This is a genomic window from Streptomyces sp. NBC_00597 (assembly GCF_041431095.1).
Lineage (GTDB): Bacteria > Actinomycetota > Actinomycetes > Streptomycetales > Streptomycetaceae > Streptomyces.
Genome location: NZ_CP107757.1, coordinates 5588515 through 5609617 on the forward strand (window position 1 = coordinate 5588515; position 21103 = coordinate 5609617).

20 protein-coding genes and 1 riboswitch are annotated in these 21103 nt (G+C 72.7%); of the genes, 15 read left to right on the forward strand and 5 right to left on the reverse strand.

Annotated elements, in window-relative coordinates; translation table 11 throughout:
* Nucleotides 1-60 precede the first annotated feature (60 nt).
* Complete coding sequence (locus tag OG974_RS25465; RefSeq protein WP_327284998.1) at nucleotides 61-1773, forward strand: DUF6350 family protein; 1713 nt, start codon at nucleotides 61-63, stop codon at nucleotides 1771-1773.
* 21 nt (nucleotides 1774-1794) lie between these two features.
* Here OG974_RS25465 and OG974_RS25470 read toward each other — a convergent pair whose 3' ends face one another.
* Complete coding sequence (locus OG974_RS25470) at nucleotides 1795-2415, reverse strand: hypothetical protein (protein WP_327284999.1); 621 nt, start codon at nucleotides 2413-2415, stop codon at nucleotides 1795-1797.
* Between the two features lie 283 nt (nucleotides 2416-2698).
* Between OG974_RS25470 and purN the strand changes: the two genes are divergently transcribed.
* Nucleotides 2699-3322 carry a phosphoribosylglycinamide formyltransferase gene (gene purN / locus OG974_RS25475; RefSeq protein WP_327285000.1) on the forward strand — a complete coding sequence of 208 codons (624 nt, stop codon included), beginning with the start codon at nucleotides 2699-2701 and terminating at the stop codon, nucleotides 3320-3322.
* On the forward strand, nucleotides 3319-4899 hold the full coding sequence (gene purH / locus OG974_RS25480) for a bifunctional phosphoribosylaminoimidazolecarboxamide formyltransferase/IMP cyclohydrolase (protein WP_327285001.1): 1581 nt from the start codon (nucleotides 3319-3321) through the stop codon (nucleotides 4897-4899). Before purN ends, purH begins: the two co-directional genes overlap by 4 nt.
* Before the next feature lie 85 nt (nucleotides 4900-4984).
* Here the strand turns inward: purH and OG974_RS25485 are convergent, their stop codons facing one another.
* Nucleotides 4985-5617, reverse strand: a complete 633-nt coding sequence (locus OG974_RS25485) for a hypothetical protein (protein ID WP_327285002.1) — start codon at nucleotides 5615-5617, stop codon at nucleotides 4985-4987.
* Nucleotides 5618-5877: 260 nt separating this feature from the next.
* Between OG974_RS25485 and OG974_RS25490 the strand changes: the two genes are divergently transcribed.
* The 6 genes from OG974_RS25490 (at nucleotide 5878) to OG974_RS25515 (ending at nucleotide 11714) form a co-directional block, all read left to right on the forward strand.
* The gene (locus OG974_RS25490) at nucleotides 5878-6741 is read left to right on the forward strand and encodes a bifunctional methylenetetrahydrofolate dehydrogenase/methenyltetrahydrofolate cyclohydrolase (protein WP_327285003.1); all 864 of its coding nucleotides are present in this window, start codon (nucleotides 5878-5880) and stop codon (nucleotides 6739-6741) included.
* Nucleotides 6731-7384, forward strand: a complete 654-nt coding sequence (locus OG974_RS25495) for a DUF3017 domain-containing protein (protein WP_328763413.1) — start codon at nucleotides 6731-6733, stop codon at nucleotides 7382-7384. Before OG974_RS25490 ends, OG974_RS25495 begins: the two co-directional genes overlap by 11 nt.
* 253 nt (nucleotides 7385-7637) lie before the next feature.
* On the forward strand, nucleotides 7638-8627 hold the full coding sequence (locus OG974_RS25500; protein WP_327285005.1) for a malate dehydrogenase: 990 nt from the start codon (nucleotides 7638-7640) through the stop codon (nucleotides 8625-8627).
* 161 nt (nucleotides 8628-8788) lie between these two features.
* Entirely contained in the window at nucleotides 8789-10564 is a 1776-nt protein-coding gene (locus OG974_RS25505) for a hypothetical protein (protein ID WP_327285006.1), read from the forward strand.
* Nucleotides 10554-10949: a hypothetical protein gene (locus OG974_RS25510; RefSeq protein WP_371644571.1), complete on the forward strand. Its 396-nt coding sequence runs from the start codon at nucleotides 10554-10556 to the stop codon at nucleotides 10947-10949. Before OG974_RS25505 ends, OG974_RS25510 begins: the two co-directional genes overlap by 11 nt.
* Before the next feature lie 3 nt (nucleotides 10950-10952).
* Nucleotides 10953-11714, forward strand: a complete 762-nt coding sequence (locus OG974_RS25515) for a hypothetical protein (protein WP_328763415.1) — start codon at nucleotides 10953-10955, stop codon at nucleotides 11712-11714.
* Nucleotides 11715-11754: 40 nt separating this feature from the next.
* On the opposite strand, the gene OG974_RS25520 is transcribed toward OG974_RS25515, so the two are convergent.
* A complete protein-coding gene (locus tag OG974_RS25520; RefSeq protein ID WP_327285009.1) occupies nucleotides 11755-12258 on the reverse strand; it encodes a carboxymuconolactone decarboxylase family protein in 504 nt (167 codons plus the stop codon).
* 46 nt (nucleotides 12259-12304) lie between these two features.
* Here OG974_RS25520 and OG974_RS25525 point away from each other — a divergent pair, with 46 nt between their 5' ends.
* The gene (locus OG974_RS25525) at nucleotides 12305-13723 is read left to right on the forward strand and encodes a PLP-dependent aminotransferase family protein (protein WP_371644573.1); all 1419 of its coding nucleotides are present in this window, start codon (nucleotides 12305-12307) and stop codon (nucleotides 13721-13723) included.
* Between the two features lie 64 nt (nucleotides 13724-13787).
* Here the strand turns inward: OG974_RS25525 and OG974_RS25530 are convergent, their stop codons facing one another.
* A complete protein-coding gene (locus tag OG974_RS25530) occupies nucleotides 13788-14615 on the reverse strand; it encodes a hypothetical protein (protein ID WP_371646909.1) in 828 nt (275 codons plus the stop codon).
* Nucleotides 14616-14712: 97 nt separating this feature from the next.
* On the opposite strand from OG974_RS25530, the gene OG974_RS25535 reads away from it, so the two are divergent.
* Both OG974_RS25535 and OG974_RS25540 read left to right on the forward strand, forming a co-directional pair.
* Nucleotides 14713-15036: a hypothetical protein gene (locus OG974_RS25535; RefSeq protein ID WP_327285011.1), complete on the forward strand. Its 324-nt coding sequence runs from the start codon at nucleotides 14713-14715 to the stop codon at nucleotides 15034-15036.
* Between the two features lie 4 nt (nucleotides 15037-15040).
* The gene (locus OG974_RS25540; protein WP_327285012.1) at nucleotides 15041-16231 is read left to right on the forward strand and encodes a glutathionylspermidine synthase family protein; all 1191 of its coding nucleotides are present in this window, start codon (nucleotides 15041-15043) and stop codon (nucleotides 16229-16231) included.
* A 239-nt stretch (nucleotides 16232-16470) separates the two neighbouring features.
* On the opposite strand, the gene rocD is transcribed toward OG974_RS25540, so the two are convergent.
* The gene (rocD, locus tag OG974_RS25545) at nucleotides 16471-17658 is read right to left on the reverse strand and encodes an ornithine--oxo-acid transaminase (RefSeq protein WP_371646911.1); all 1188 of its coding nucleotides are present in this window, start codon (nucleotides 17656-17658) and stop codon (nucleotides 16471-16473) included.
* Between the two features lie 170 nt (nucleotides 17659-17828).
* Nucleotides 17829-17919: riboswitch (ZMP/ZTP riboswitch) on the forward strand.
* Between the two features lie 35 nt (nucleotides 17920-17954).
* Here rocD and glyA point away from each other — a divergent pair.
* The 3 genes from glyA to OG974_RS25560 all read left to right on the forward strand — a co-directional run bounded on the left by glyA (nucleotide 17955) and on the right by OG974_RS25560 (nucleotide 21058).
* Nucleotides 17955-19223 carry a serine hydroxymethyltransferase gene (glyA, locus tag OG974_RS25550; protein ID WP_328763417.1) on the forward strand — a complete coding sequence of 423 codons (1269 nt, stop codon included), beginning with the start codon at nucleotides 17955-17957 and terminating at the stop codon, nucleotides 19221-19223.
* Nucleotides 19224-19339: 116 nt separating this feature from the next.
* Entirely contained in the window at nucleotides 19340-20353 is a 1014-nt protein-coding gene (trpS, locus tag OG974_RS25555) for a tryptophan--tRNA ligase (protein ID WP_371644576.1), read from the forward strand.
* A gap of 87 nt (nucleotides 20354-20440) precedes the next feature.
* A complete protein-coding gene (locus OG974_RS25560) occupies nucleotides 20441-21058 on the forward strand; it encodes a 2'-5' RNA ligase family protein (RefSeq protein ID WP_327285016.1) in 618 nt (205 codons plus the stop codon).
* Nucleotides 21059-21103 lie beyond the last annotated feature (45 nt).

The window sequence follows — 21103 nt, forward strand, 5'->3', positions numbered from 1 at the left end:
GACACCACGGAAATTCGCCTGTTACCCGCCCATAGCGCGTGTCGTTGGCACCATGGCGGGGTGACCCAAGTGACCGAACGCGGGACCCCGTTGCAGATGGCCCCGCGGGCCGCCGCCGGGCGGCGCCGTTCGCCGGCCGCCGCCGCCTGTGTGCTGGGCGGCGCCATGGCCGCCGGGCTGGGGCTCGGCTTCCTCGCCGTGCTCGTCATCGTGCTGTGGATCAGCTCCCCCTACCCCGATAGCGGCCCGGGCGGAGCCCTGCACCTGGCGGCCGGGCTCTGGCTGCTCGCGCACGGGACCGAGCTCGTCCGGTACGAGACCCTGTCCGGGGTGCCGGCGCCCGTCGGCGTGACCCCGCTGCTGCTCGTCGCGCTGCCCGCGCTGCTGATGCGCCGGGCCGCCCGGCTCGGCAGCGCCTCGGGTGACGGCAACGACGGCGACGAGGTGCTGCCCGCCAGCGCCGTCTTCTCGGCCGTGACCTGCGGATACCTCTGCGTCGGAGCACTGGCCACCGTCTACGCGGCCGGCGGCCCCATGCCCGCCGACCCGCTGAGCGCCGCCTGGCACGTCCCGCTGGTCGCCGTGCTCGCCGCCGCCGGCGGGGTGTGGGCCGCCAAGGGGCGTCCGGTCGGGCCGCTGCCGCACTGGGTCCCGGAGGCGGTGCGCCGGGCTGTCGTTCGGCCCCGCTACGCCCTCGCGCTGCGCGCCGGAGCCGCCGGGGCCCTCGTCCTCCTGGGCGGCGGCGCGCTGCTCGTCGGGGCTTCGCTCGCCTGGCACGGCGCGGAGGTCCAGGCCTCGTTCCTGGCGCTGACCAGCGTCTGGTCCGGCCGCTTCGCGGTGCTGCTCCTCGCGCTGGCGCTGCTCCCGAACGCCGTGGTGTGGGGCGCGTCCTACGCCCTCGGCCCCGGTTTCGCCCTCGGCGCCGGTGCGACCGCGACCCCGCTCGGCTTCGCCGGCGCGCCCGCCCTGCCGAGGTTCCCGCTGTTGGCGGGGCTGCCGCCGGAGGGGCCGGGGACCCTGCTGACGTGTGCGACCGCGGGGGTGCCGCTGGTGGCCGGGCTGGCGGTCGGGTGGTTCGCGGTACGCCGGGCGCGTGAAGTCCGGTACCGGGAGACCGCCCTGACGGCGGCTCTGGGCGCCCTGGTGTGCGCGCTGCTGCTGGCCGGGCTCGCGGCGGCCGCCTCGGGGCCGCTCGGCTCGCGGGGGCTGGCGAGCTGCGGCCCGGTGTGGTGGGCGACCGGCGCGGCGACCTTCGCGTGGATGCTGCTCCCGGCGGTGCCGGTGGCGGTGGCGGTGCACTCCTGGCGGACCCGGCCGGTCCGGCAGGCGGAGGCACTCGCGATGGAGGCGGGGGACGAGTGGCACGACAGCGGCGTACGGGAGCTGCGCTGGGAGGCCCTGCAGCGGGCCGCCGGCGTGTTGGTCCCCGACCTGGCCCAGGAAGCGCCGCAGGCCGGGCCGGAGCCGGCCGCCGCGATGGCCGTGGTACCCGAGGCCCCGGCCGGCACCGGGTCTCCCGTCACCGCCGTCGCTCCGGCCAAACCGCCACGCCAGGTCACCGTCGTGACGGAGTTTCACCTGGACCTGACGCCGATTCCGGTCCCGCCGAACCCGGTGGACACGTCGAACCCGGTGGACACGTCGAACCCGGTGGACACGTCGAACTCGGTGGACACGTCGAACCAGGCAGTGCCGTCGGCCGAGCCGGCCCGGCCCGTCGTCCCGCCCGTTGCCGGTGCCCGCGTGCTGGCCCGCCGCAAGCCCCCGGCCTGAGACGGGCGCACCGCGCCGTCGCTACTGCTGGACCTTCAAGACCTTGCCGAGCACGCTGTCCGGCAGCAGGTTGTTGCACTGCAGTTCCGCCGACTTGGTGAGTGCGTCGTCGCGGCACACGTAGAAGTCCTTGTAGGCCAGCTGCAAGCCGTACGAGGTCATCGCGAGCAGGATGGCCAGCGAGGCCGTGACCAGCCCGCCGATCGCCGCCGTCCGCTGGGGGCGGGCCGCCGGTCCGAGGGCCGCCAGGCCCCCCTGGGCGGCGGGGGCGGCCGGAGCGCCGGAGCTCAGTGCGTCCGCCGCGGACCGGTCGGCGGCCGCCGGCTTCCCGCGCAGCCCGCTGATCCCCCAGTACAGGGCGAGTGCGCCGAGCAGCAGTCCCACCGACGGGATTCCGAAGATCCCGAAGAAGAAGCCCCACATTCCGGCCAGCAGCGCGTAGCGGGCGCGCCGCTGGATGGGGTCCGTCGGGTCCCAGCGCACAGGCCCGCCGGAGGTGGAACCGGAGCCGGGGTCCTCGCCCGGGCGGCCGCCGCCGTCGCCACCGCTGCGCGGCTGCCACGGCTGGTCGGGCCGGCCTTCCGGGGGAGCCGCGAAGGGGTTGTCGTCGGTGGAGGGGTCGGGCTGGCGGCGGTCCGGCATCGAGAGCGTTACTTCCCCTGTGTCGTGGACGTCGAAGAACGTCGTGGGCGTCGTGCGTCGTAAGGGCTGTTGACGTGCTGCACGGTGCTGTGCACCGCGCCGTACGCGGCATGTACGCCAGACGCTACCCCTCACCCGTCCCCCCGTCCCTCGGGGGCTGTCCGGTGTGCCGGTATCGTTGCAGGCGGTCGGCGGCTTCGTAGGGTCCCCCGTATTTCAGGGCATCCGGGTTTCGTCTGATCACACAAGATGTACGGAAGCATTCCCGCAGAAAGGGCCTCCCATGGCCGCCTCCCGCCTGGTCGTGCTGGTCTCCGGTTCCGGCACCAACCTCCAGGCCCTGCTCGACGCCATCGACGCCCACCCCGGCGGATCCGAGGGCTTCGGTGCCGAAGTCGTCGCCGTGGGGGCCGACCGCGAGAACATCGTCGGCCTGGAGCGGGCGGAGAAGGCGGGCATCCCCACCTTCGTGTGCCCGGTCAAGGCGTACGGGACCCGTGAGGAGTGGGACGCCGCGCTGACCGGGGCGACCGCCGCCCACGAGCCGGACCTCGTCGTGTCCGCCGGGTTCATGAAGATCGTGGGCGCGTCGTTCATAAGCCGCTTCGGCGGCCGCTTCATCAACACGCACCCCGCCCTCCTCCCGGCCTTCCCCGGCGCCCACGGCGTACGGGACGCCCTCGCCTACGGCGCGAAGGTCACCGGCTGCACGGTCCACTTCGTGGACGCCGGCGTGGACACCGGTCCGATCATCGCCCAGGGTGTGGTCGAGGTCCGGGACGAGGACGACGAAGCCGCTCTGCACGAGCGCATCAAGGAAGTCGAGCGCCAGCTGCTCGTCGACGTCGTGGGGCGCCTGGCCCGGCACGGCTACCGCATTGAGGGACGAAAGGTAACGATCCAGTGACCGCCGTAGAGAGCAGCACCACCTCGTCGAAGCGACCGATCAGGCGCGCGCTCGTCAGTGTCTACGACAAGACGGGACTGGAGGAGCTGGCCCGCGGCCTGCACGAGGCGGGCGTCTCGCTCGTCTCCACCGGCTCCACCGCCTCCAAGATCGCCGCCGCCGGCGTGCCCGTCACCAAGGTCGAGGAGCTCACCGGCTTCCCCGAGTGCCTGGACGGCCGGGTCAAGACCCTGCACCCGCGCGTGCACGCCGGCATCCTCGCCGACCTGCGCCTGGAGGACCACCAGCGCCAGCTCGCCGAGCTCGGGGTCGAGCCGTTCGACCTTGTGATCGTCAACCTGTACCCGTTCCGGGAGACCGTCGCCTCGGGCGCCACCCCCGACGAGTGCGTCGAGCAGATCGACATCGGCGGCCCGTCGATGGTCCGCGCCGCCGCCAAGAACCACCCCTCGGTCGCCGTCGTCACCAGCCCCGCGCGGTACGCCGACGTCCTCGCCGCGGCCCAGGGCGGCGGCTTCGACCTCACCGCGCGCAAGCGGCTGGCGGCCGAGGCCTTCCAGCACACCGCCGCGTACGACGTCGCCGTGGCCTCCTGGTTCACGAATGCGTACGCCCCGGAGCCCGAGGCCGTACTGCCCGAGTTCCTGGCCGGCGCGTGGGACCGCAAGTCGACCCTCCGGTACGGCGAGAACCCGCACCAGTCCGCCGCCCTCTACACGGACGGGCAGCCGGGCGGGCTCGCCAACGCCGAGCAGCTGCACGGCAAGGAGATGTCCTTCAACAACTACGTGGACACCGAGGCCGCCCGTCGCGCCGCGTACGACCACGACGAGCCCTGCGTCGCGATCATCAAGCACGCCAACCCGTGCGGCATCGCCGTCGGCGCGGACGTCGCCGCCGCGCACCGCAAGGCCCACGCCTGCGACCCGCTGTCGGCGTTCGGCGGCGTCATCGCCGTCAACCGCCCGGTGACCGTCGAGCTCGCCGAGCAGGTCGCGGAGATCTTCACCGAGGTCATCGCCGCCCCGGCGTACGAGGACGGCGCGGTCGAGATCCTGGCCAAGAAGAAGAACATCCGCGTCCTCAAGGTCGACGGCACCCCGCACCAGCCGGGTGACCTGAAGCCGATCTCCGGCGGCGCGCTGCTCCAGCAGAGCGACCTCTTCCAGGCCGAGGGCGACGACCCGAAGAACTGGACCCTGGCCACCGGCGACGCCCTCTCCCCGGAGGAGCTCGCCGAGCTCGCCTTCGCGTGGAAGGCCTGCCGGGCCGTCAAGTCCAACGCCATCCTGCTCGCCAAGGACAGCGCCTCGGTCGGCGTCGGCATGGGCCAGGTCAACCGCGTCGACTCGGCGAAGCTCGCCGTGGAGCGGGCGGGCGCCGAGCGCGCGCAGGGCTCGTACGCCGCTTCCGACGCCTTCTTCCCCTTCCCGGACGGGCTGGAGATCCTGACCGCCGCGGGCATCAAGGCCGTGGTCCAGCCCGGCGGTTCGGTCCGTGACGAGCAGGTGATCGAGGCGGCGAAGGCGGCCGGCGTGACCATGTACTTCACCGGGACCCGGCACTTCTTCCACTGAGCCGGCGCTCCGAGTACGGCGAAGGCCGCCATCCGCAGCACGTGCGGGTGGCGGCCTTCGCCGTGGTGCCGGGGCCCTGCGGGGATCAGTAGCGCGGGCGGTTGAACCAGGCCACCGAGTCCTTGTTGACCGCGGCGATCAGGATGACCACGCCGATGGCGAGGCCGATGATGCCGCCCAGCACGCCGGCCGGCGTGCTGCCGTTGCCGCTCGTGTTCGCGAAGTTCGCGAGGCTGCTGAGCAGGAAGAGCACGGAGTACACGATCGTCGTGATCCGCGTGGCGTTGCCGCCCTTGCCGAACTTCACGCCGAGGACGATCGCCCACACGGCGAAGCCCATGGCGACCAGCGCGATGGCGGCGATCACACCGGCCGCCATCTGGCCCGAGGAGCTGCTGCTGCCGTATTCGTTGCTGGACAGGAAGGCGGCGCCCAGCAGGGCGAACGCGCCGACGATCAGCTGCAGGGCCGCGATGATGAAGAGCAGTACGCGGGCGGTCTTGAGCAGACCCGGCATCTGCATGGGCATGCCCGGGTAGCCGCCGGGGCCGGCCGGGTAGCCCTGCTGCGGGTAGCCCATCGGGGCCTGCTGCGGGTAGGCGTAGCCGCCCTGCGGCGGGACGCCCTGCGGGGCCTGCTGCGGGTAGCCGTAGCCGGGCTGGCCCTGCGGGGCCGGCGGCTGCTGCCCGTACGGGTTGTTCGGGTCGCCGAAGCTCATCTTGGGGTGTTCCTCCGTGGAAGTGCGGGGACGCACGGCACGCACGGAGGAAACACTGCGATGTGCGGTCCGCCCCCCGGCACTGCCCGCGGCACTCTTTGTCCGTCATCGTCGTCCGATCGGGCCGGAGTTGTCCAGCGCCCGCGCGACCGGCCCGTCACTTGTTGTGCAAGTGCAATGAATGGTTCAAGCCTGTGACGAAGCGCGGGAGACGCCCCCACGACTGGAACCGGGGGCGCTCCATCCGGGAGGATGGGGTCATGACCGCCCAGATTCTCGATGGCAAGGCCACCGCCGCCGCGATCAAGTCCGAACTGACCGCCCGCGTGGCGGCGCTCAAGGCCCGGGGCATCACCCCCGGCCTCGGCACCCTGTTGGTCGGCGACGACCCGGGTAGCCGCTGGTACGTCAACGGCAAGCACAAGGACTGTGCCGAGGTCGGCATCGCGTCCATCCAGCGCGAACTGCCCGCGACGGCCTCCCAGGAGGACATCGAGGCGGTCGTGCGGGAGCTCAACGGGAACCCGGAGTGCACCGGCTACATCGTCCAACTCCCGCTCCCCAAGGGCATCGACACCAACCGGGTCCTGGAACTGATGGACCCGGCCAAGGACGCCGACGGCCTCCACCCGATGTCGCTCGGCCGGCTGGTCCTGAACGAGCCGGGCCCGCTGCCCTGCACCCCGTACGGGATCGTCCAGCTGCTGCGCCACCACGGCATCGAGATCAACGGCGCGCACGTCGTGCTCCTGGGCCGCGGCATCACCGTCGGACGCTCCATGGGCCTGCTGCTGACCCGCAAGTCGGAGAACGCCACCGTGACCCTGTGCCACACCGGCACCCGTGACCTGGCCGCCCAGCTGCGCCAGGCGGACATCATCGTCGCGGCCGCCGGTGTCCCGCACCTGGTCAAGCCGGAGGACGTGAAGCCCGGCGCGGCCGTCCTGGACGTGGGCGTCAGCCGAGACGAGAACGGCAAGATCGTCGGAGACGTGCACCCGGGCGTCGCCGAGGTGGCCGGCTGGATCTCCCCGAACCCGGGCGGCGTCGGCCCGATGACGCGGGCGCAGCTGCTCGTGAACGTCGTCGAGGCGGCGGAACGGACGTCGACCAGTGCGGGCTGAGCACGAAGCGGAAGCCGGGACCGGTGCGGAGGCCGGCCCCGGCCCCGGCTCCGGCCCCGCCCCCGACGCCGGTCCCGCCGACCCGACCGAAGGCGCGACGGCTACGAGCCCGGCGGCTGCGAGCGCGGACGCTACGAGCCCGGCGGCTGCGAGCGCGGACGCCGCGAGCCCGGCGGCTGCGAGCGCGGACGCCGCGAGCCCGGCCGCCGGTACCGAGAGGGCTGCGGCCGAGAGCGGGGCCGCCGCCGGTTCGGAGGCCGCCAAGTCGCGCCGCTTCCCCTCCATCACCCAGGACACCGCCCGCCCCGAGGGCCATGGCCGTGCCGGACCCGGGGACGCCCTCGCGGCCCGCCAGTGGCCGATGCTGAGCGTGCTCGCCGCGACCGCGGTCGGACTGCTCCTGACCGCGCTGGGGCACCCCAAGGGCGGCTGCCTGGTGATCGGCGTGGCCCTGATCGCGGCCTCCGTGCTGCGGCGCGTGCTGCCGTCGGTGGGCATGCTCGCGGTGCGCTCCCGCTTCACGGACATGGTCACGTACGGGCTGCTGGGCGTGGCGATCACGCTGCTCACGCTGGTGATGGAGCCCAGGCCGTGGCTGGAGATCTCTTTCCTGGAGAGCGCGGTCCGCTTCACCGTCCGCTGAGGGTGCTCGTAGGAGGCTCTCGTACACCCGTCCGGCGGGTGGCGGACGGTCGAAAAGCGGGGGGAAATGCCCCTCCCCGCCTTCGAACTCCCGGTCCGTGTGCCGTGCACCACACAGACCGGGGGGTTGGGTCGCTCCAAGGTCGGATAGCCTGACGCCGGATGTCTCTTCACGTCAAGATTCGCAGGGGAGCGGCGTCCGCCAGCACATGGGGCAGGGACGCCCCACCGCCAGCTGTCTAACGGAGAAGGCCATGACCCGCACTCCCGTGAATGTCACCGTCACCGGCGCCGCCGGCCAGATCGGCTACGCGCTGCTCTTCCGCATCGCCTCCGGTCACCTGCTCGGCGCGGACGTGCCGGTCAAGCTCCGTCTTCTGGAGATCCCCCAGGGCATGAAGGCCGCTGAGGGCACCGCCATGGAGCTCGACGACTGCGCCTTCCCGCTGCTCAAGGGCATCGACATCTTCGACGACCCGAACGCGGGCTTCGAGGGTGCCAACGTCGCCCTGCTCGTGGGCGCCCGCCCGCGCACCAAGGGCATGGAGCGCGGTGACCTGCTCTCCGCCAACGGCGGCATCTTCAAGCCGCAGGGCGCCGCGATCAACGCGCACGCCGCGGACGACATCAAGGTCCTGGTCGTGGGCAACCCGGCCAACACCAACGCGCTCATCGCGCAGGCCGCCGCCCCGGACGTACCGGCCGAGCGCTTCACCGCGATGACCCGCCTGGACCACAACCGCGCGATCTCGCAGCTCGCCAAGAAGACCGGTGCCGACCTCACCGACATCAAGCGCCTCACCATCTGGGGCAACCACTCGGCGACCCAGTACCCGGACGTCTTCCACGCGGAGATCGCCGGCAAGAACGCCGCCGAGGTCGTGGGCGACGAGCTGTGGCTGGCCGACACCTTCATCCCGACCGTCGCCAAGCGCGGCGCCGCGATCATCGAGGCCCGTGGCGCGTCCTCGGCCGCCTCCGCCGCCAACGCGGCCATCGACCACGTCCACACGTGGGTCAACGGCACCGCCGCGGGCGACTGGACCTCCATGGGCATCCCGTCGGACGGCTCCTACGGCGTCCCGGAGGGCCTCATCTCCTCCTTCCCCGTCACCTGCAAGGACGGCAAGTACGAGATCGTCCAGGGCCTGGACATCAACGAGTTCTCCCGTACGCGGATCGACGCGTCCGTGGCGGAGCTCGTCGAGGAGCGCGACGCGGTCCGCGAGCTCGGCCTGATCTGATCCGGCTGATCCGGATCCGGCCGGTCCGTTCCGGCTGATCCGACCCCGAAACGCCCGAAGAGGCCCCGGCGCAACCGCGACGGGGCCTTTTGGCGTGATCCGCCCTATCCCGCGCCCCCCGGGCGCCGTACGGTTTCCCTCCTCCCGACCGAGGAGAGCGCGTGAGCGGCAGTGCGACAGGCACGGGAACACCGGACGGCAGGGCCCCCGCCGACCCGGCGACGACGGAGGCGGGACGCCTCCTGTGCGCGGGCACCTACCTCGACCCCGCCTACCGCGACCGGGTCATCGAGGAGCTGTACGTCCACGAAGAACGGTTCCCCGCGCCCTCCTACGGGTTCGACGCCACCCGCGTCCTCGCCCACGCCCTGCGCGCCCTGCGCACCGAAGCGGCCTGGTCGGCGGCCATCGTCGCGACGTGGGGCCTCGGCCTGTTCCTCACCCGTACGTTCTTCCTCTTCCTGCTCCTCCCGGCGCTGCTCCTGAGCGGGGCGGGGCGGATCAAGAAGCGCCGCGAGCGGATCGGCCGCGGCGGCGGCCGGATCTTCGAATGGATCCTGCGCGGCTACGCCTGCTTCGTCCTCGCCAGGATCCTGTGGGGCGTGCTCCGCGGGTTCTTCGCGGACGACGCGTACGTCGGCGGCAGCGGGGGGCTCAGCTTCCTCGGCGAGTACCTCAAGCAGGTGGTCATGGACAACCCGCTGGGCATCTTCTTGGAGGTGCCCAGGATCGGCGAGTCCTACGGGGAGTCCTACTCCTGGACGGTCGTCCTGATCGCCGTGCTGGTCACGGTGCTGGTCGGCTTCCGGCGGGAGCACTTCGCGCAGATCATCCACTCCTCCCTCAGTCGCGCGCAGTACGCGGACCGCGGTGCCGATCCGACCGCGGGCCGGCGCTTCCGCCGGGTCCGGGACGAGATCGAACGCAGCCAGCACGCACAAGTGGTCCTGTACGAGGTCGGCAACCCGTTCTGCGGCGCAGGCAAGGCCCATCTGCCGTGGCAGCTGGCCGTGGAGCTGCGCCCGCGCGCCGGGACGCAAGCCCGGCGCCTCGACAACGGGGCGATCATCGAGCAGATCCGGCCCAAGCTGGAGGCCCTCAGGATCCCCTCGCCGCGCGGCTCCGAGGAGACGGAGGACGCCGTGCTGGACCGGCTGCGCGAGCTGGTCGTCGACGAGTGCGTGTTCCTGCCGGCCGCCGGACTGCCCGACGTGGACGCGGTGGACCTGTCCGCGGAAGCCTTCGCCGCGCACCGGGCCGGCGCGGTCGAGGAGGGCGGCGAGCGGCGCCGGCACTTCCTGCGCGTCCGGATCGGCGGCTGGGACGAGAACCTCGTCATCACCGTCTTCATCCGGGTCCACACGCAGGGCGGCATGCTGATGCTGGAGGTCGCGCCGCACGTACTGCTGCCCGTGCGGCCCGATTTCCAGCGGGCCGACGACATCGCCCGACGGCACCGCCGCAACACCCCCGTCGCCAAGGTGCTGCTGGCCCTCAGCCAGGCACCCGGCTCGCTCGGCGTGGCCCTCGCCACGCTGGGCGGCGCCTGCCGGGTCCCGTGGCGGCTGGCGACCGCCGGGCACAGCGTCGCGTACGCGGCGGGACCGGCCGCATCCGTCCGCGAACTGGCCTCACAGGAGGACGGATCGCTGTTCCAGCTGATGGACCTCGACCGGTACTTGAAGACCATCCAGGAGCGGATCGTCGGCGGTGTGACGCTGGCGCTGCACGACGCGGGCTGGCACACCGAGGAGTTCGCGGAGCGCGCCGTCAACGTCGCGGACGGCGGGGTGTTCATCCAGTCGGTGAGCAACAGCGCCTTCGGGATCCACGGAGTGAGCCACAACAGCACGGTGAACCACGGGAAGACGGCGGACAAGGCGGAACGGAAGGACGGGCGCGTGCGCGTGGGCAAGGAGAACAGAAGTGGCCGGTAGCGCAGGGGACGGGCAGTCGCAGCCCTCGGTGCGGATCGGGGGAGTGTCGGGCAGCGCCTTCAGCATCGGCGGTACGGAGGTCCGCAACAGCACCGTCAACCGCGGCGGTACGGGCGCGGGCGCCGCCGGGCCGACCGCGGAGCAGCTGCTGGAGGCCGTACGCGACCTGCGCGCCGCCCTCGTACGGTTGCCCCGGAGCGCGGAGCGGGCCGCGCTGGACGCCGAACTCGACGTGGCTGCGGGGGAGTTGGAGGAGGCCGGTGAGGAGGTCCGGCCGGGTCTGCCCGCTCGGCTGCGCGGGGCGCTGGAGCGGTGGGCCCCGCTGGTGGACTCGGTGAGCGCGGCCACCGCGCTGGCCGCCCTGCTGGTCTCGTTCGGGGGGTGATCCGTGCCCCCGGGGAGCGGATCCGCCCGATGGAACCCGCGGGCGCAGCGGTGGGAGGAGCCCGAGGAGCTGGAGTGGTTGGAGTGGCTGGAGGAGGAAGAGCGGCTGGAGGCGGAGCGGACGGAGGCGGGGGCCGGGCTGCCGCCGATGCCCGCCTACCCGCCGGGCAGCGCTCCCGATGACGCCCCGGCCGGTCCCGCGCCCGCACGGCGTCGGGCGCGCCGCTGGTGGATCCGGTCGGCGGTCGCCCTGGGGGTGGTGGCCGTCCTGGGCGGAGCCGCGCTGGGGGCCTCGTACCTGCTGGCGGACCCGGAGGGCCCGCCGGACGGCTACCAGGTGCTGCGCAGCGCCGGGTCGGGCTTCCGGGTCGCGGTCCCCGGCGGCTGGCAACTCAGCACGTCCGAGTCCGGGGCCGCAGCCGGCACGGTGTACCGGCCGGCACAGGGCCGGGGCAGCCTCCTCCAGGTCCTGCGGGTCACCAGCGGGCCCGACAACCCGTGCGAGGTCCTGGTCGAGGGCAGCAGCCAGCTGAGCTCCCGGGACGGCTACCGGCGGCTCTCGCTCGAAGGGACCGAGGGCCGCGGCTGCGAGATCGTCTTCGAGGTCCCGGACGGGGAGACCAGCGGGAAGGCCCGCTGCATCGGGCGGCTCGTCGTCGCCTCCGACGGCAGCCGGTGGGTGCTCTTGTCCTTCGGCCCGGCAGACGAGGCCAAGGCCGTTCGCGTGCGCTTGACGGCGGCCCTGGGCTCGTTCCGGCCGGACTGACGACCGGGCGACCGGCGGCCCGGGGAGCGGTGAGCCGGTCCTACGAGAACATGCCCGGCGTGTAGTGGCCCGGGACCATGCGGGTGGTCACCGCGAAGCGGTTCCAGACGTTGATCGTCGCGATCACGGCGATCAGCTGGGCGAGCTCCTTCTCCTCGAAGTGCTTCGCGGCGTTCTCGTACACCTCGTCGGGAACGAAGCCGTCGGTCAGCACGGTCACGGCCTCGGTCAGCTCGATGGCTGCCGCTTCCTTCTCCGTGTAGAAGTGGCGCGACTCCTCCCAGGCGCTGAGCTGGACGATCCGCTCGATCGTCTCGCCCGCGGCGAGCGCGTCCTTCGTGTGCATGTCCAGGCAGAACGCGCAGTGGTTCAGCTGCGAGGCGCGGATCTTGACCAGTTCGACCAGGACCGGGTCCAGGCCCTTCTTCGAGGCGATCTCCAGGCCCACGATCGCCTTGTATACGTCGGGCACGTGCTTGGCCCAGCCCATGCGGGGCGTGTGCTCGGGGGCGTGTGCGGCGGTGTGTTCGTGCGTGGTGGTCATGTCTCAACCCTACGGATCATGCGGCCCGTCGATATGGTCCATGTTCATGACGGAATCATGGGCCACTTTCCGTGCCGACCTCGCTGCCGACACGGGTGCCGACCTGCACCTGGACCTCGCCGCCGGGCGCGGTCTGCGGGCCGGGCTCGTCGAGGCGCTGCGCGAGGCCGCGCGCAGCGGTCGGCTGGCGCCCGGAACCCGGCTGCCGTCCTCGCGGTCCTTCGCCGCGGACCTCGGGATCGCGCGCAACACGGTCGCGGAGGCGTACGCCGAGCTCGTCGCCGAGGGCTGGCTCACCGCCCGGCAGGGCTCCGGCACCCGCGTCGCGGAACGGGCCCGGCCGCGGCGGCCCGCCGGCACCGCCCGGGTCCGGCAGCCCGCACCGCGCCGGCCCTCGTACAGCCTGGTGCCCGGTACCCCCGACCTGGGCGGCTTCCCGCGCGCCGGCTGGCTGACGGCCGCCCGGCGGGCGCTGACCGATGCACCGAACGAGGCCTTCGGGTACGCGGCCGACGCGCGCGGCAGGGTGGAGCTGAGGGAGGCGCTCGCCGGATACCTGGCGCGGGCGCGCGGGGTGTACGCGGATCCGGAACGGATCGTGCTGTGCGCGGGGTTCGCGCACGCCCTGACCCTGCTCACGGGGGTGCTGCGGGCACGCCGGGTGCGGGGGGTGGCGGTGGAGGGGTACAGCCTCGACGTGCACCGGGAACTGCTGACGGGGGCGGGGCTGCGGACCCTGCCGCTGGCAGTGGACGCGTCCGGGGCGCGGACGGCGGACCTGACGGGGGAGGCGGGGGCGGTGCTGCTGACCCCAGCCCACCAGTTCCCCACCGGGGTGGCGCTGACCCCGGCCCGGCGGGCGGCGGCGGTCGACTGGGCCCGGACCACGGGCGGCCTGATCCTGGAGGACGACTACGACGGCGAGTTCCGCTACGACCGCCAGGCGGTGGGGGCGCTCCAGGGGCTGGACCCGGACCGGGTGGTCTACCTCGGCACGGCCAGCAAGTCCCTCGCCCCCGGGCTGCGGATGGGCTGGATGGTGGTCCCGCCCGGGCTGCTGGACGAGGTCGTCGCGGCCAAGGGACGGACCGATTGGACGTCGAGCGCGCTGGAGCAGCTGACGCTGGCCGAATTCATTCGCTCCGGGGCGTACGACCGGCACGTACGGGGCATGCGACTGCGGTACCGGCGGCGCAGGGACGAACTCGTCGCGGCCGTTGCCGGCCGGGTGGCGGTGTCGGGCATCGCGGCGGGCCTGCACGCGGTGCTGGACCTCCCTGCGGGTACGCAGGCTTCGGTGCTGCGGGCCGCGGCCTGGCAGGACCTGGACCTGGAGACCCTCGCCCGCTACACCCACCCGGAGGCGGGCCTACCGCCGCGGGAAGCCCTGGTGGTCGGCTACGGAACCCCGCCCACGAGCGCTTGGTCCCCCACGCTGTCGGCCCTCCTGGCCACTTTGCCGTGACCCCACCGTCGAGGCCCCCGGACGCCGCCCAGGGGTGAGTTTTGCGGCGCAGCCCGGACGGGAGCTACGCGGCCGCGGGGTCGGACGGCGTCGGGGGTTCGCCGAAGCGGGCCAGGGTCAGGGCGCCGGCCACCGCCACCGCGAAGCCGAGGAGGGCCAGCCAGGTCAGGCCCTCGCGGGTGCGGTCGCCGAGCCAGACCACGCCCACCACCGCCGGGCCGATCGTCTCGCCGAGCACCATGCCCGCCGTGGCCACCGTCACCGAGCCGCGCTGGAGCGCCGAGGTGAGCAGCAGGAACGCCGCACCGCCGCCCAGCAGCAGCGCGTACACCGCCGGGTTCGTGAACGAGATGCCGTCGATGAGGCGGACGGCCACCTCCACCACCCCGAAGCCCGTCCCCGCAGCCAGGCCGAGGACCAGCGCGCGGGAGCGGTCCGGGAGCCCGCCGGCCACCGCTCCCACCAGCAGCACCAGACCGGCCACCCCCAGCAGCCCCAGCTTCAGCGCGAACGTTCCCGTTCCCGAACCCTCCTCGCCCGACGCCAGCCCCAGCATCGCCAGCCCTGCGCAGACCACCCCCACCGCGCCCCACTCGGCCCCGCTCAGCGGTACGTGCAGCAGCCGCGCCGAGACCACCGCCGTCACCGCGAGGCTGGCCGCCAGCGCCGCGCTCACCGCGTAGATCGGGATGTGCTTCAACGCGATGATCTGGAGGACGAACCCGGCCGCGTCCAGCCCGAGGCCCAGCACGTACCGCCACTGCCGGGCCGCCCGCAGCAGCAGTGCCGTGTCCACCCCCGACCCGGTTCCCGGCTCCGCCGCCCGCGCGGCCATCGCCTGGAGGACCGACGCCGTGCCGAAGCAGACCGCCGCACCGAGCGCGCAAACCATCCCAAGGAGCACGAATGGACTCTAGGTCATGAAGGTCATGAGAGGGTTTCGACGGCCGGATTCCATCGCTCAACGACCCCGCTCTAGTCTTGCCGCCATGGATGGCATGGACGACAGCAGTAGAAGTGACGGCACCGCCCGACGCCGCATGCGTTCCGGCAGCGTGGCCCTCGGCGGCATGGGGCTGCTCGCCGCCGCGCTCGTGGCCTGCGGCAGCAGCAGCGAGCCGGACAAGCGCTGCGTGGACCGCGCCACCCTGGAGAAGCTGAACACCAAGGAGTGCAAGAGCGGCGGCAGCGGCCGCGGCACGTACTACTACGGCGGCTCCGTCTCCAAGAACCGCGTCAGTGGCGGCAGCTTCGACAAGTCCGCCGTCACCCGCGGCGGCATCGGCGGCCACTCCAGCTCCAGCGGCGGCTGACCGCGTGCGCCGTCACACCATCGAACCGCGCCCCGGCTGGCAGCAGACCGTCGAGGAGCAGGGGCTGATCTACCCGCTCACCCGCTACCCCGACGACTCCCTGCGCCCCTACTGGGACGAGAGCGCGTACTACTCCTTCTCGCTCCCCGAGGTCGAGGCGCTGGAGAACGTCGTCGAGGAGCTGCACGCCATGTGCCTGGCCGCGGCCGCGCACATCGTCGAGCACGACCGCTTCGCGGACCTCGGCATCACCGATCCGCGCCTCGCGGAGCAGATCGCCGAGTCCTGGCGCCGGCGCGCCGAACAGCCCTCCCTCTACGGCCGGTTCGACCTGCGCTACGACGGCGGCGGCAGCGCGGCCAAGATGCTGGAGTACAACGCCGACACCCCGACCTCCCTCGTGGAGGCGGCCAGCCCGCAGTGGTTCTGGATGGAGGAGCGCTTCCCCGGCGCCGACCAGTGGAACTCCCTCCACGAGCGGCTCGTCGAGGCCTGGCGCCGGCAGGCGGAACTGCTGCCGCCCGGCCCGCTGCACTTCGCGCACTCCGAGACCGACGAGCTCGGCGAGGACCTGATGACGGTCGCCTACCTCCAGGAGACCGCCGAGCAGGCGGGGCTGGAGACCGAGGCGCTGTCCGTGGAGCAGATCGGCTGGGACGACCTGTCGGGCCGGTTCGTGGACCAGAAGCTCCGCTTCATCCGCGGCTGCTTCAAGCTCTACCCGTGGGAATGGCTGGCCGCCGACGAGTTCGGCCCCCAGGTCCTCGGTACCTACGACCACGGCGGCGGCTCCGGGACCACCACCTGGATCGAGCCGCTGTGGAAGATGCTGCTGTCCAACAAGGCGCTGCTGGCGATCTTGTGGGAGCTCTTCCCGGAGCACCCGAACCTACTGCCCGCCTACCTCGACGGCCCGCGCGAACTCGCCGCGACGACGGGGTACGCCGCGAAGCCGCTGCTGGGCCGCGAGGGCGCCGGGGTCACCCTGCACCCGGTCGGCGGCGAGCCGTTCGTACCGGCCGAGGACGAGACGTACGTCTTCCAGGGCCTGGCTCCGCTGCCCGACTTCGACGGCAACCGCGTGGTGCTCGGCGCATGGGTCGTCGAGGAGGAGGCGGCGGGCCTGGGCATCCGCGAGTCGGCGGGCCCGGTCACGGACGAGTACGCCCGCTTCCTGCCCCACGTCATCCTCTAGGGGCGCGCGCAGGCACTCTCGAAGCCGGTCCTGGCGCCCGCGGTCCAGCCCTTCCCGTAGGTGGTGGACCGGGTCTGGCTCTTGTCCGGCTCGGGCGGCTCGCCGGTGCAGCCCGCCGCGGCCGCCTGCTTGCTCGCCGCCCGGCACGCCCGGGCGGAGAGCCGGCGGAGCAGGTCAGGCCGGGGGCGCGGCCGGGCGACGTGAGGGCCCGGCCGCGCCCGCGGTGGTGGCCGGCGGCCTCAGCCGGCTGCCAGTACGGCGCGCAGCTGGTCCAGACCCCAGTCCAGGTCCTCCTTGCTGATCACCAGCGGGGGCGCGATCCGGATCGTCGACCCGTGGGTGTCCTTGACCAGCACCCCGAGCTCCATCAGCTTCTCGGAGATCTCCCGGCCCGTACCGTGCGCCGGGTCGATGTCGACGCCCGCCCACAGCCCCCGCCCGCGTACGGCGGTCACCGCGCCCCCGCCGACCAGCAGGTTCAGCTCCCGGTGCAGGTGGTCGCCGAGCTCGGCGGCGCGCTGCTGGTACTCGCCGGTGCGCAGCATCGCGACGACCTCCAGGGCGACCGCGCAGGCCAGCGGGTTGCCGCCGAAGGTGGAGCCGTGCTCGCCGGGCCGGAACACCCCGAGCACGTCCCGGTCGGCGACGACGGCCGACACCGGGACCACGCCGCCGCCCAGCGCCTTGCCGAGGATGTACACGTCCGGCACGACCTCCTCGTGCTCGCACGCGAAGGTCTTTCCGGTCCGGCCCAGCCCCGACTGGATCTCGTCCGCCATGAACAGGACGTTCCGCTCGCGCGTGAGCTCCCGTACGCCCCGGAGGTAGCCGGCGGGCGGCACCAGCACCCCGGCCTCGCCCTGGATCGGCTCCAGCAGCACGGCCACGGTGTTCGCCGTGACGGCCGCGGCCAGGGCGGTGAGGTCCCCGTAGGGAACGATCTCGAAGCCGGGAGTGTAGGGGCCGAAGTGGTCGCGGGCCTCGTGGTCCGTCGAGAAGCTCACGATCGTCGTCGTCCGGCCGTGGAAGTTGCCGGCCGCGACCACGATCTTGGCCTGCCCGTCCGGAACGCCCTTGACCTCGTACCCCCACTTGCGGGCGGTCTTCACCGCCGTCTCCACGGCCTCCGCACCCGTGTTCATCGGCAGCACCATCTCCTTGCCGCACAGCGCGGCGAGTTCGGAGCAGAACTCGGCGAACCGGTCGTGGTGGAACGCCCGCGAGGTGAGGGTGACCCGCTCCAGCTGCGCCTTGGCCGCATCGATCAGCCGCCGGTTGCCGTGGCCGAAGTTGAGTGCCGAATAGCCCGCGAGCATGTCGAGGAAGCGCCGGCCCTCCACGTCGGTCATCCACGCGCCTTCCGCGGACGCCACGACGACGGGCAGCGGGTGGTAGTTGTGCGCGCTGTGCGCCTCGGCGGAACGCATCGCTTCAGCAGTTGTCGACACGGGGTCTCCGATCGTCGGTCGGGCGGGCCGGGTTGCGGGTGGCGCGGGTGACGAGGGTGGCGACACCCGCCTCCACCTTGTATACGGCTATACGTCGCTCGTATACCGGACGGGGAAACCTTTCTTGTGGAGCGCCCGCTAAGGTGAGCGGTACGCACGGCGACTGGCGTACGGAGAACCAACTCCGGGGGAGTCGTGCGCGCACGACCGCATACAGGGCCGCTCGCCTGGGCCTCGCGGGGACGAGACCTGACATCGACCCCGGAGGAGCCGCCATGAGCGCGAGCCGCCACCCCGCCCTTCTTGCGACCGACCCCGAGCTGGCGTCCTTCGTCGCCGCCGAGGAATCCCTGCAGGCCGAGACCCTGCGCCTGATCCCCAGCGAGAACTACGTGTCCGCGGCCGTGCTCGAAGCCTCCGGCACGGTGCTGCAGAACAAGTACAGCGAGGGCTACCCGGGCCGCCGCTACTACGAGGGCCAGCAGAACATCGACCGCGTCGAGGCCCTGGCCGTCGAGCGGGCGAAGGGCCTGTTCGGGGTGGACCACGCCAACGTCCAGCCGTACTCCGGCTCGCCGGCGAACCTCGCGGTGTACCTGGCGTTCGCGAAGCCCGGCGACACGGTGATGGGCATGGCCCTGCCGATGGGCGGGCACCTGACGCACGGCTGGGGGGTCTCGGCGACGGGCTCCTGGTTCCGGGGCGTCCAGTACGGCGTGTCGGCCGACACGGGCCTGATCGACTACGACGCGGTGCGGGCGCTGGCGCTGGCCGAGCGTCCGAAGATCATCTTCTGTGGCGGCACGGCCCTGCCGCGCACGATCGACTTCGCGGCGTTCGCGTCGATCGCCAAGGAGGCGGGCGCGGTCCTGGTCGCGGACGTGGCCCACATCGCCGGCCTGATCGCGGGCGGTGCGCACCCGTCGCCCGTCGGGCACGTGGACGTCGTCTCGACGACCACCCACAAGACCCTGCGGGGGCCGCGCGGCGCGATGCTGATGTGTCGGGAGGAGCACGCGAAGGCCATCGACAAGGCGGTGTTCCCGGGCCTCCAGGGCGGACCGCACAACCAGACGACGGCGGGCATCGCGGTGGCCCTGCACGAGGCGGCGCAGCCGTCGTTCACGGCGTACGCGCACGCGGTCGTCGCCAACGCGAAGGCGCTGGCCGCGGCGCTGCTGGAGCGGGGCTTCGACCTCGTCTCGGGCGGCACGGACAACCACCTGATCCTGATGGACCTCACGTCCCGGGGCGTGCCGGGCAAGATCGCGGCGAAGGCGCTGGACCGCGCGGGCATCGTGGTGAACTACAACACGGTGCCGTTCGACCCCCGCAAGCCGTTCGACCCGTCCGGCATCCGGATCGGCACGCCGTCGCTGACCTCGCGGGGCCTGGGCGTGGAGCACATGCCGGTGGTGGCGGAGTGGATCTCCCGAGCGGTGGACGCGGCGGCCACGTCCGACGAGCAGGCCCTGTCCGGGATCCGCGCCGAGGTCGCCGACCTGATGTCCGCGCACCCGGCCCCGGGCCTCCCGCTGGCCTGAGCCGCCCGATCTCCGGCCCGGCGGCTCTCCGCGCCGGGCCGGGGACTTCCGGCCCCGCCGGCGTTCGGGGCGCGAGTCCGGACGGAGCCCGGTGCCGTACCTGAGACAATGAAGGCATGGCTTCTGATCGTCCTCGCGCGCTCTCCGGCATCCAGCCCACCTCCGGTTCGTTCCACCTCGGGAACTACCTCGGAGCGATCCGCCAGTACGTCGCCCTGCAGGAGACGCACGACGCCTTCTACATGGTGGTCGACCTGCACGCGATCACCATGCCGCAGGATCCGAAGGACCTGCGCGCGAACACCCGGCTCTCCGCCGCCCAGCTCCTCGCCGCCGGGCTCGACCCCGAGCGCTGCACGCTGTTCATCCAGAGCCACGTCCCCGAGCACGCGCAGCTCGGCTGGGTCATGAACTGCATCACCGGCTTCGGCGAGGCGAGCCGCATGACCCAGTTCAAGGACAAGTCGGCCAAGGGCGGTGTGAACAGCGCCAGCGTCGGCCTGTTCACGTACCCGATCCTGCAGGTCGCCGACATCCTGCTCTACCAGGCGAACGCCGTCCCCGTCGGCGAGGACCAGCGCCAGCACATCGAGCTGACCCGCGACCTGGCCGAGCGTTTCAACCAGCGCTACGGCCAGACCTTCACGCTCCCCGCCGCGCACATCGTCAAGGAGGTCGCGAAGATCTACGACCTCCAGGACCCGTCGATCAAAATGTCGAAGTCGGCGTCGTCCCCCAAGGGCCTGATCAACCTCCTCGACGAGCCCAAGGTCACCGAGAAGAAGATCAAGAGCGCGGTCACCGACACCGAGGCCGAGGTCCGCTTCGACACCGAGAACAAGCCCGGCGTCAGCAACCTGCTCACGATCTACTCCACCCTCACGGGTGAGTCGATCCCGGCCCTGGAGGCCTCGTACGAGGGCAAGGGCTACGGCGCGCTGAAGACCGACCTGGCGGCCGTGATGGTCGACTTCGTCACACCCTTCAAGCAGCGCACCCAGGGGTACCTGGACGACCCGGAGACGCTGGATTCCATCCTGGCCAAGGGCGCGGAGAAGGCCCGTGCGGTCGCCGCCGAGACCCTGGCGCAGGCCTACGACCGCCTCGGTCTGGTCCCCGCGAAGCACTGACCGACGGAGGCCCTGGCAATCCGGGGGGTGCTGGCCCCACACTGGGTCGGCAGGACCCATACGCACCAGACGACGGAGGAGACATACGTGGGGACCGTAACGCTCGGCGTTTCGATCGCGGTCCCGGAGCCGTACGGCAGCCGCCTCCAGGAGCTGCGCGCCGGCTTCGGGGACGCTGCCGCGCACGGCATCCCCACGCACGTCACCCTCGTCCCGCCCACCGAGGTGGAGCCGGACCGGCTGCCGGCGATCAGGGCCCACCTGTCGGAGGTGGCGGCCGCCTTCGGTCCCTTCGCGATGCGGCTGGAGGGCACGGGCACGTTCCGTCCGCTCTCGCCGGTCGTCTTCGTCCAGGTCGTCGAGGGAGGTGCGGGCTGCACCAGGCTCCAGGGCCTGGTCCGCGACCCGGACGGGCCGCTCGACCGGGAGCTGGCGTTCCCGTACCACCCGCACGTCACGGTCGCCCACGGGATCTCCGAGGAGGCGATGGACCTGGCGTTCGCCACCCTCGCCGACTACGCGGCGCAGTGGACCTGTACCGGCTTCGCGCTCTACGAGCAGGGCTCGGACGGGGTCTGGCGCAAGCTGCGCGAATACCCTTTCGGTAGCGGCCCGGTCGGCGGGGTCCCGGCGCAGCTGGGCTCACCGGTGGACGAGGCGACGGGTGCCGCGGGCTCGGCGGAGACCGCCGGACGAAGTTCCTGACGCAGTGGCCTGAGGCTCTGGCGGGCGTAGAACCTGAGCGTGCGC

Bases quoted from the DNA above. Each gene is read 5' to 3' on its own strand.
- OG974_RS25470 (WP_327284999.1), bottom strand. From the start codon at position 2,415: ATGCCGGACCGCCGCCAGCCCGACCCCTCCACCGACGACAACCCCTTC.
- purN (WP_327285000.1), top strand. From the start codon at position 2,699: ATGGCCGCCTCCCGCCTGGTCGTGCTGGTCTCCGGTTCCGGCACCAAC.
- OG974_RS25485 (WP_327285002.1), bottom strand. From the start codon at position 5,617: ATGAGCTTCGGCGACCCGAACAACCCGTACGGGCAGCAGCCGCCGGCC.
- OG974_RS25490 (WP_327285003.1), top strand. From the start codon at position 5,878: ATGACCGCCCAGATTCTCGATGGCAAGGCCACCGCCGCCGCGATCAAG.
- OG974_RS25500 (WP_327285005.1), top strand. From the start codon at position 7,638: ATGACCCGCACTCCCGTGAATGTCACCGTCACCGGCGCCGCCGGCCAG.
- OG974_RS25520 (WP_327285009.1), bottom strand. From the start codon at position 12,258: ATGACCACCACGCACGAACACACCGCCGCACACGCCCCCGAGCACACG.
- OG974_RS25525 (WP_371644573.1), top strand. From the start codon at position 12,305: ATGACGGAATCATGGGCCACTTTCCGTGCCGACCTCGCTGCCGACACG.
- OG974_RS25530 (WP_371646909.1), bottom strand. From the start codon at position 14,615: ATGGTTTGCGCGCTCGGTGCGGCGGTCTGCTTCGGCACGGCGTCGGTC.
- OG974_RS25535 (WP_327285011.1), top strand. From the start codon at position 14,713: ATGGATGGCATGGACGACAGCAGTAGAAGTGACGGCACCGCCCGACGC.
- rocD (WP_371646911.1), bottom strand. From the start codon at position 17,658: ATGCGTTCCGCCGAGGCGCACAGCGCGCACAACTACCACCCGCTGCCC.
- glyA (WP_328763417.1), top strand. From the start codon at position 17,955: ATGAGCGCGAGCCGCCACCCCGCCCTTCTTGCGACCGACCCCGAGCTG.
- trpS (WP_371644576.1), top strand. From the start codon at position 19,340: ATGGCTTCTGATCGTCCTCGCGCGCTCTCCGGCATCCAGCCCACCTCC.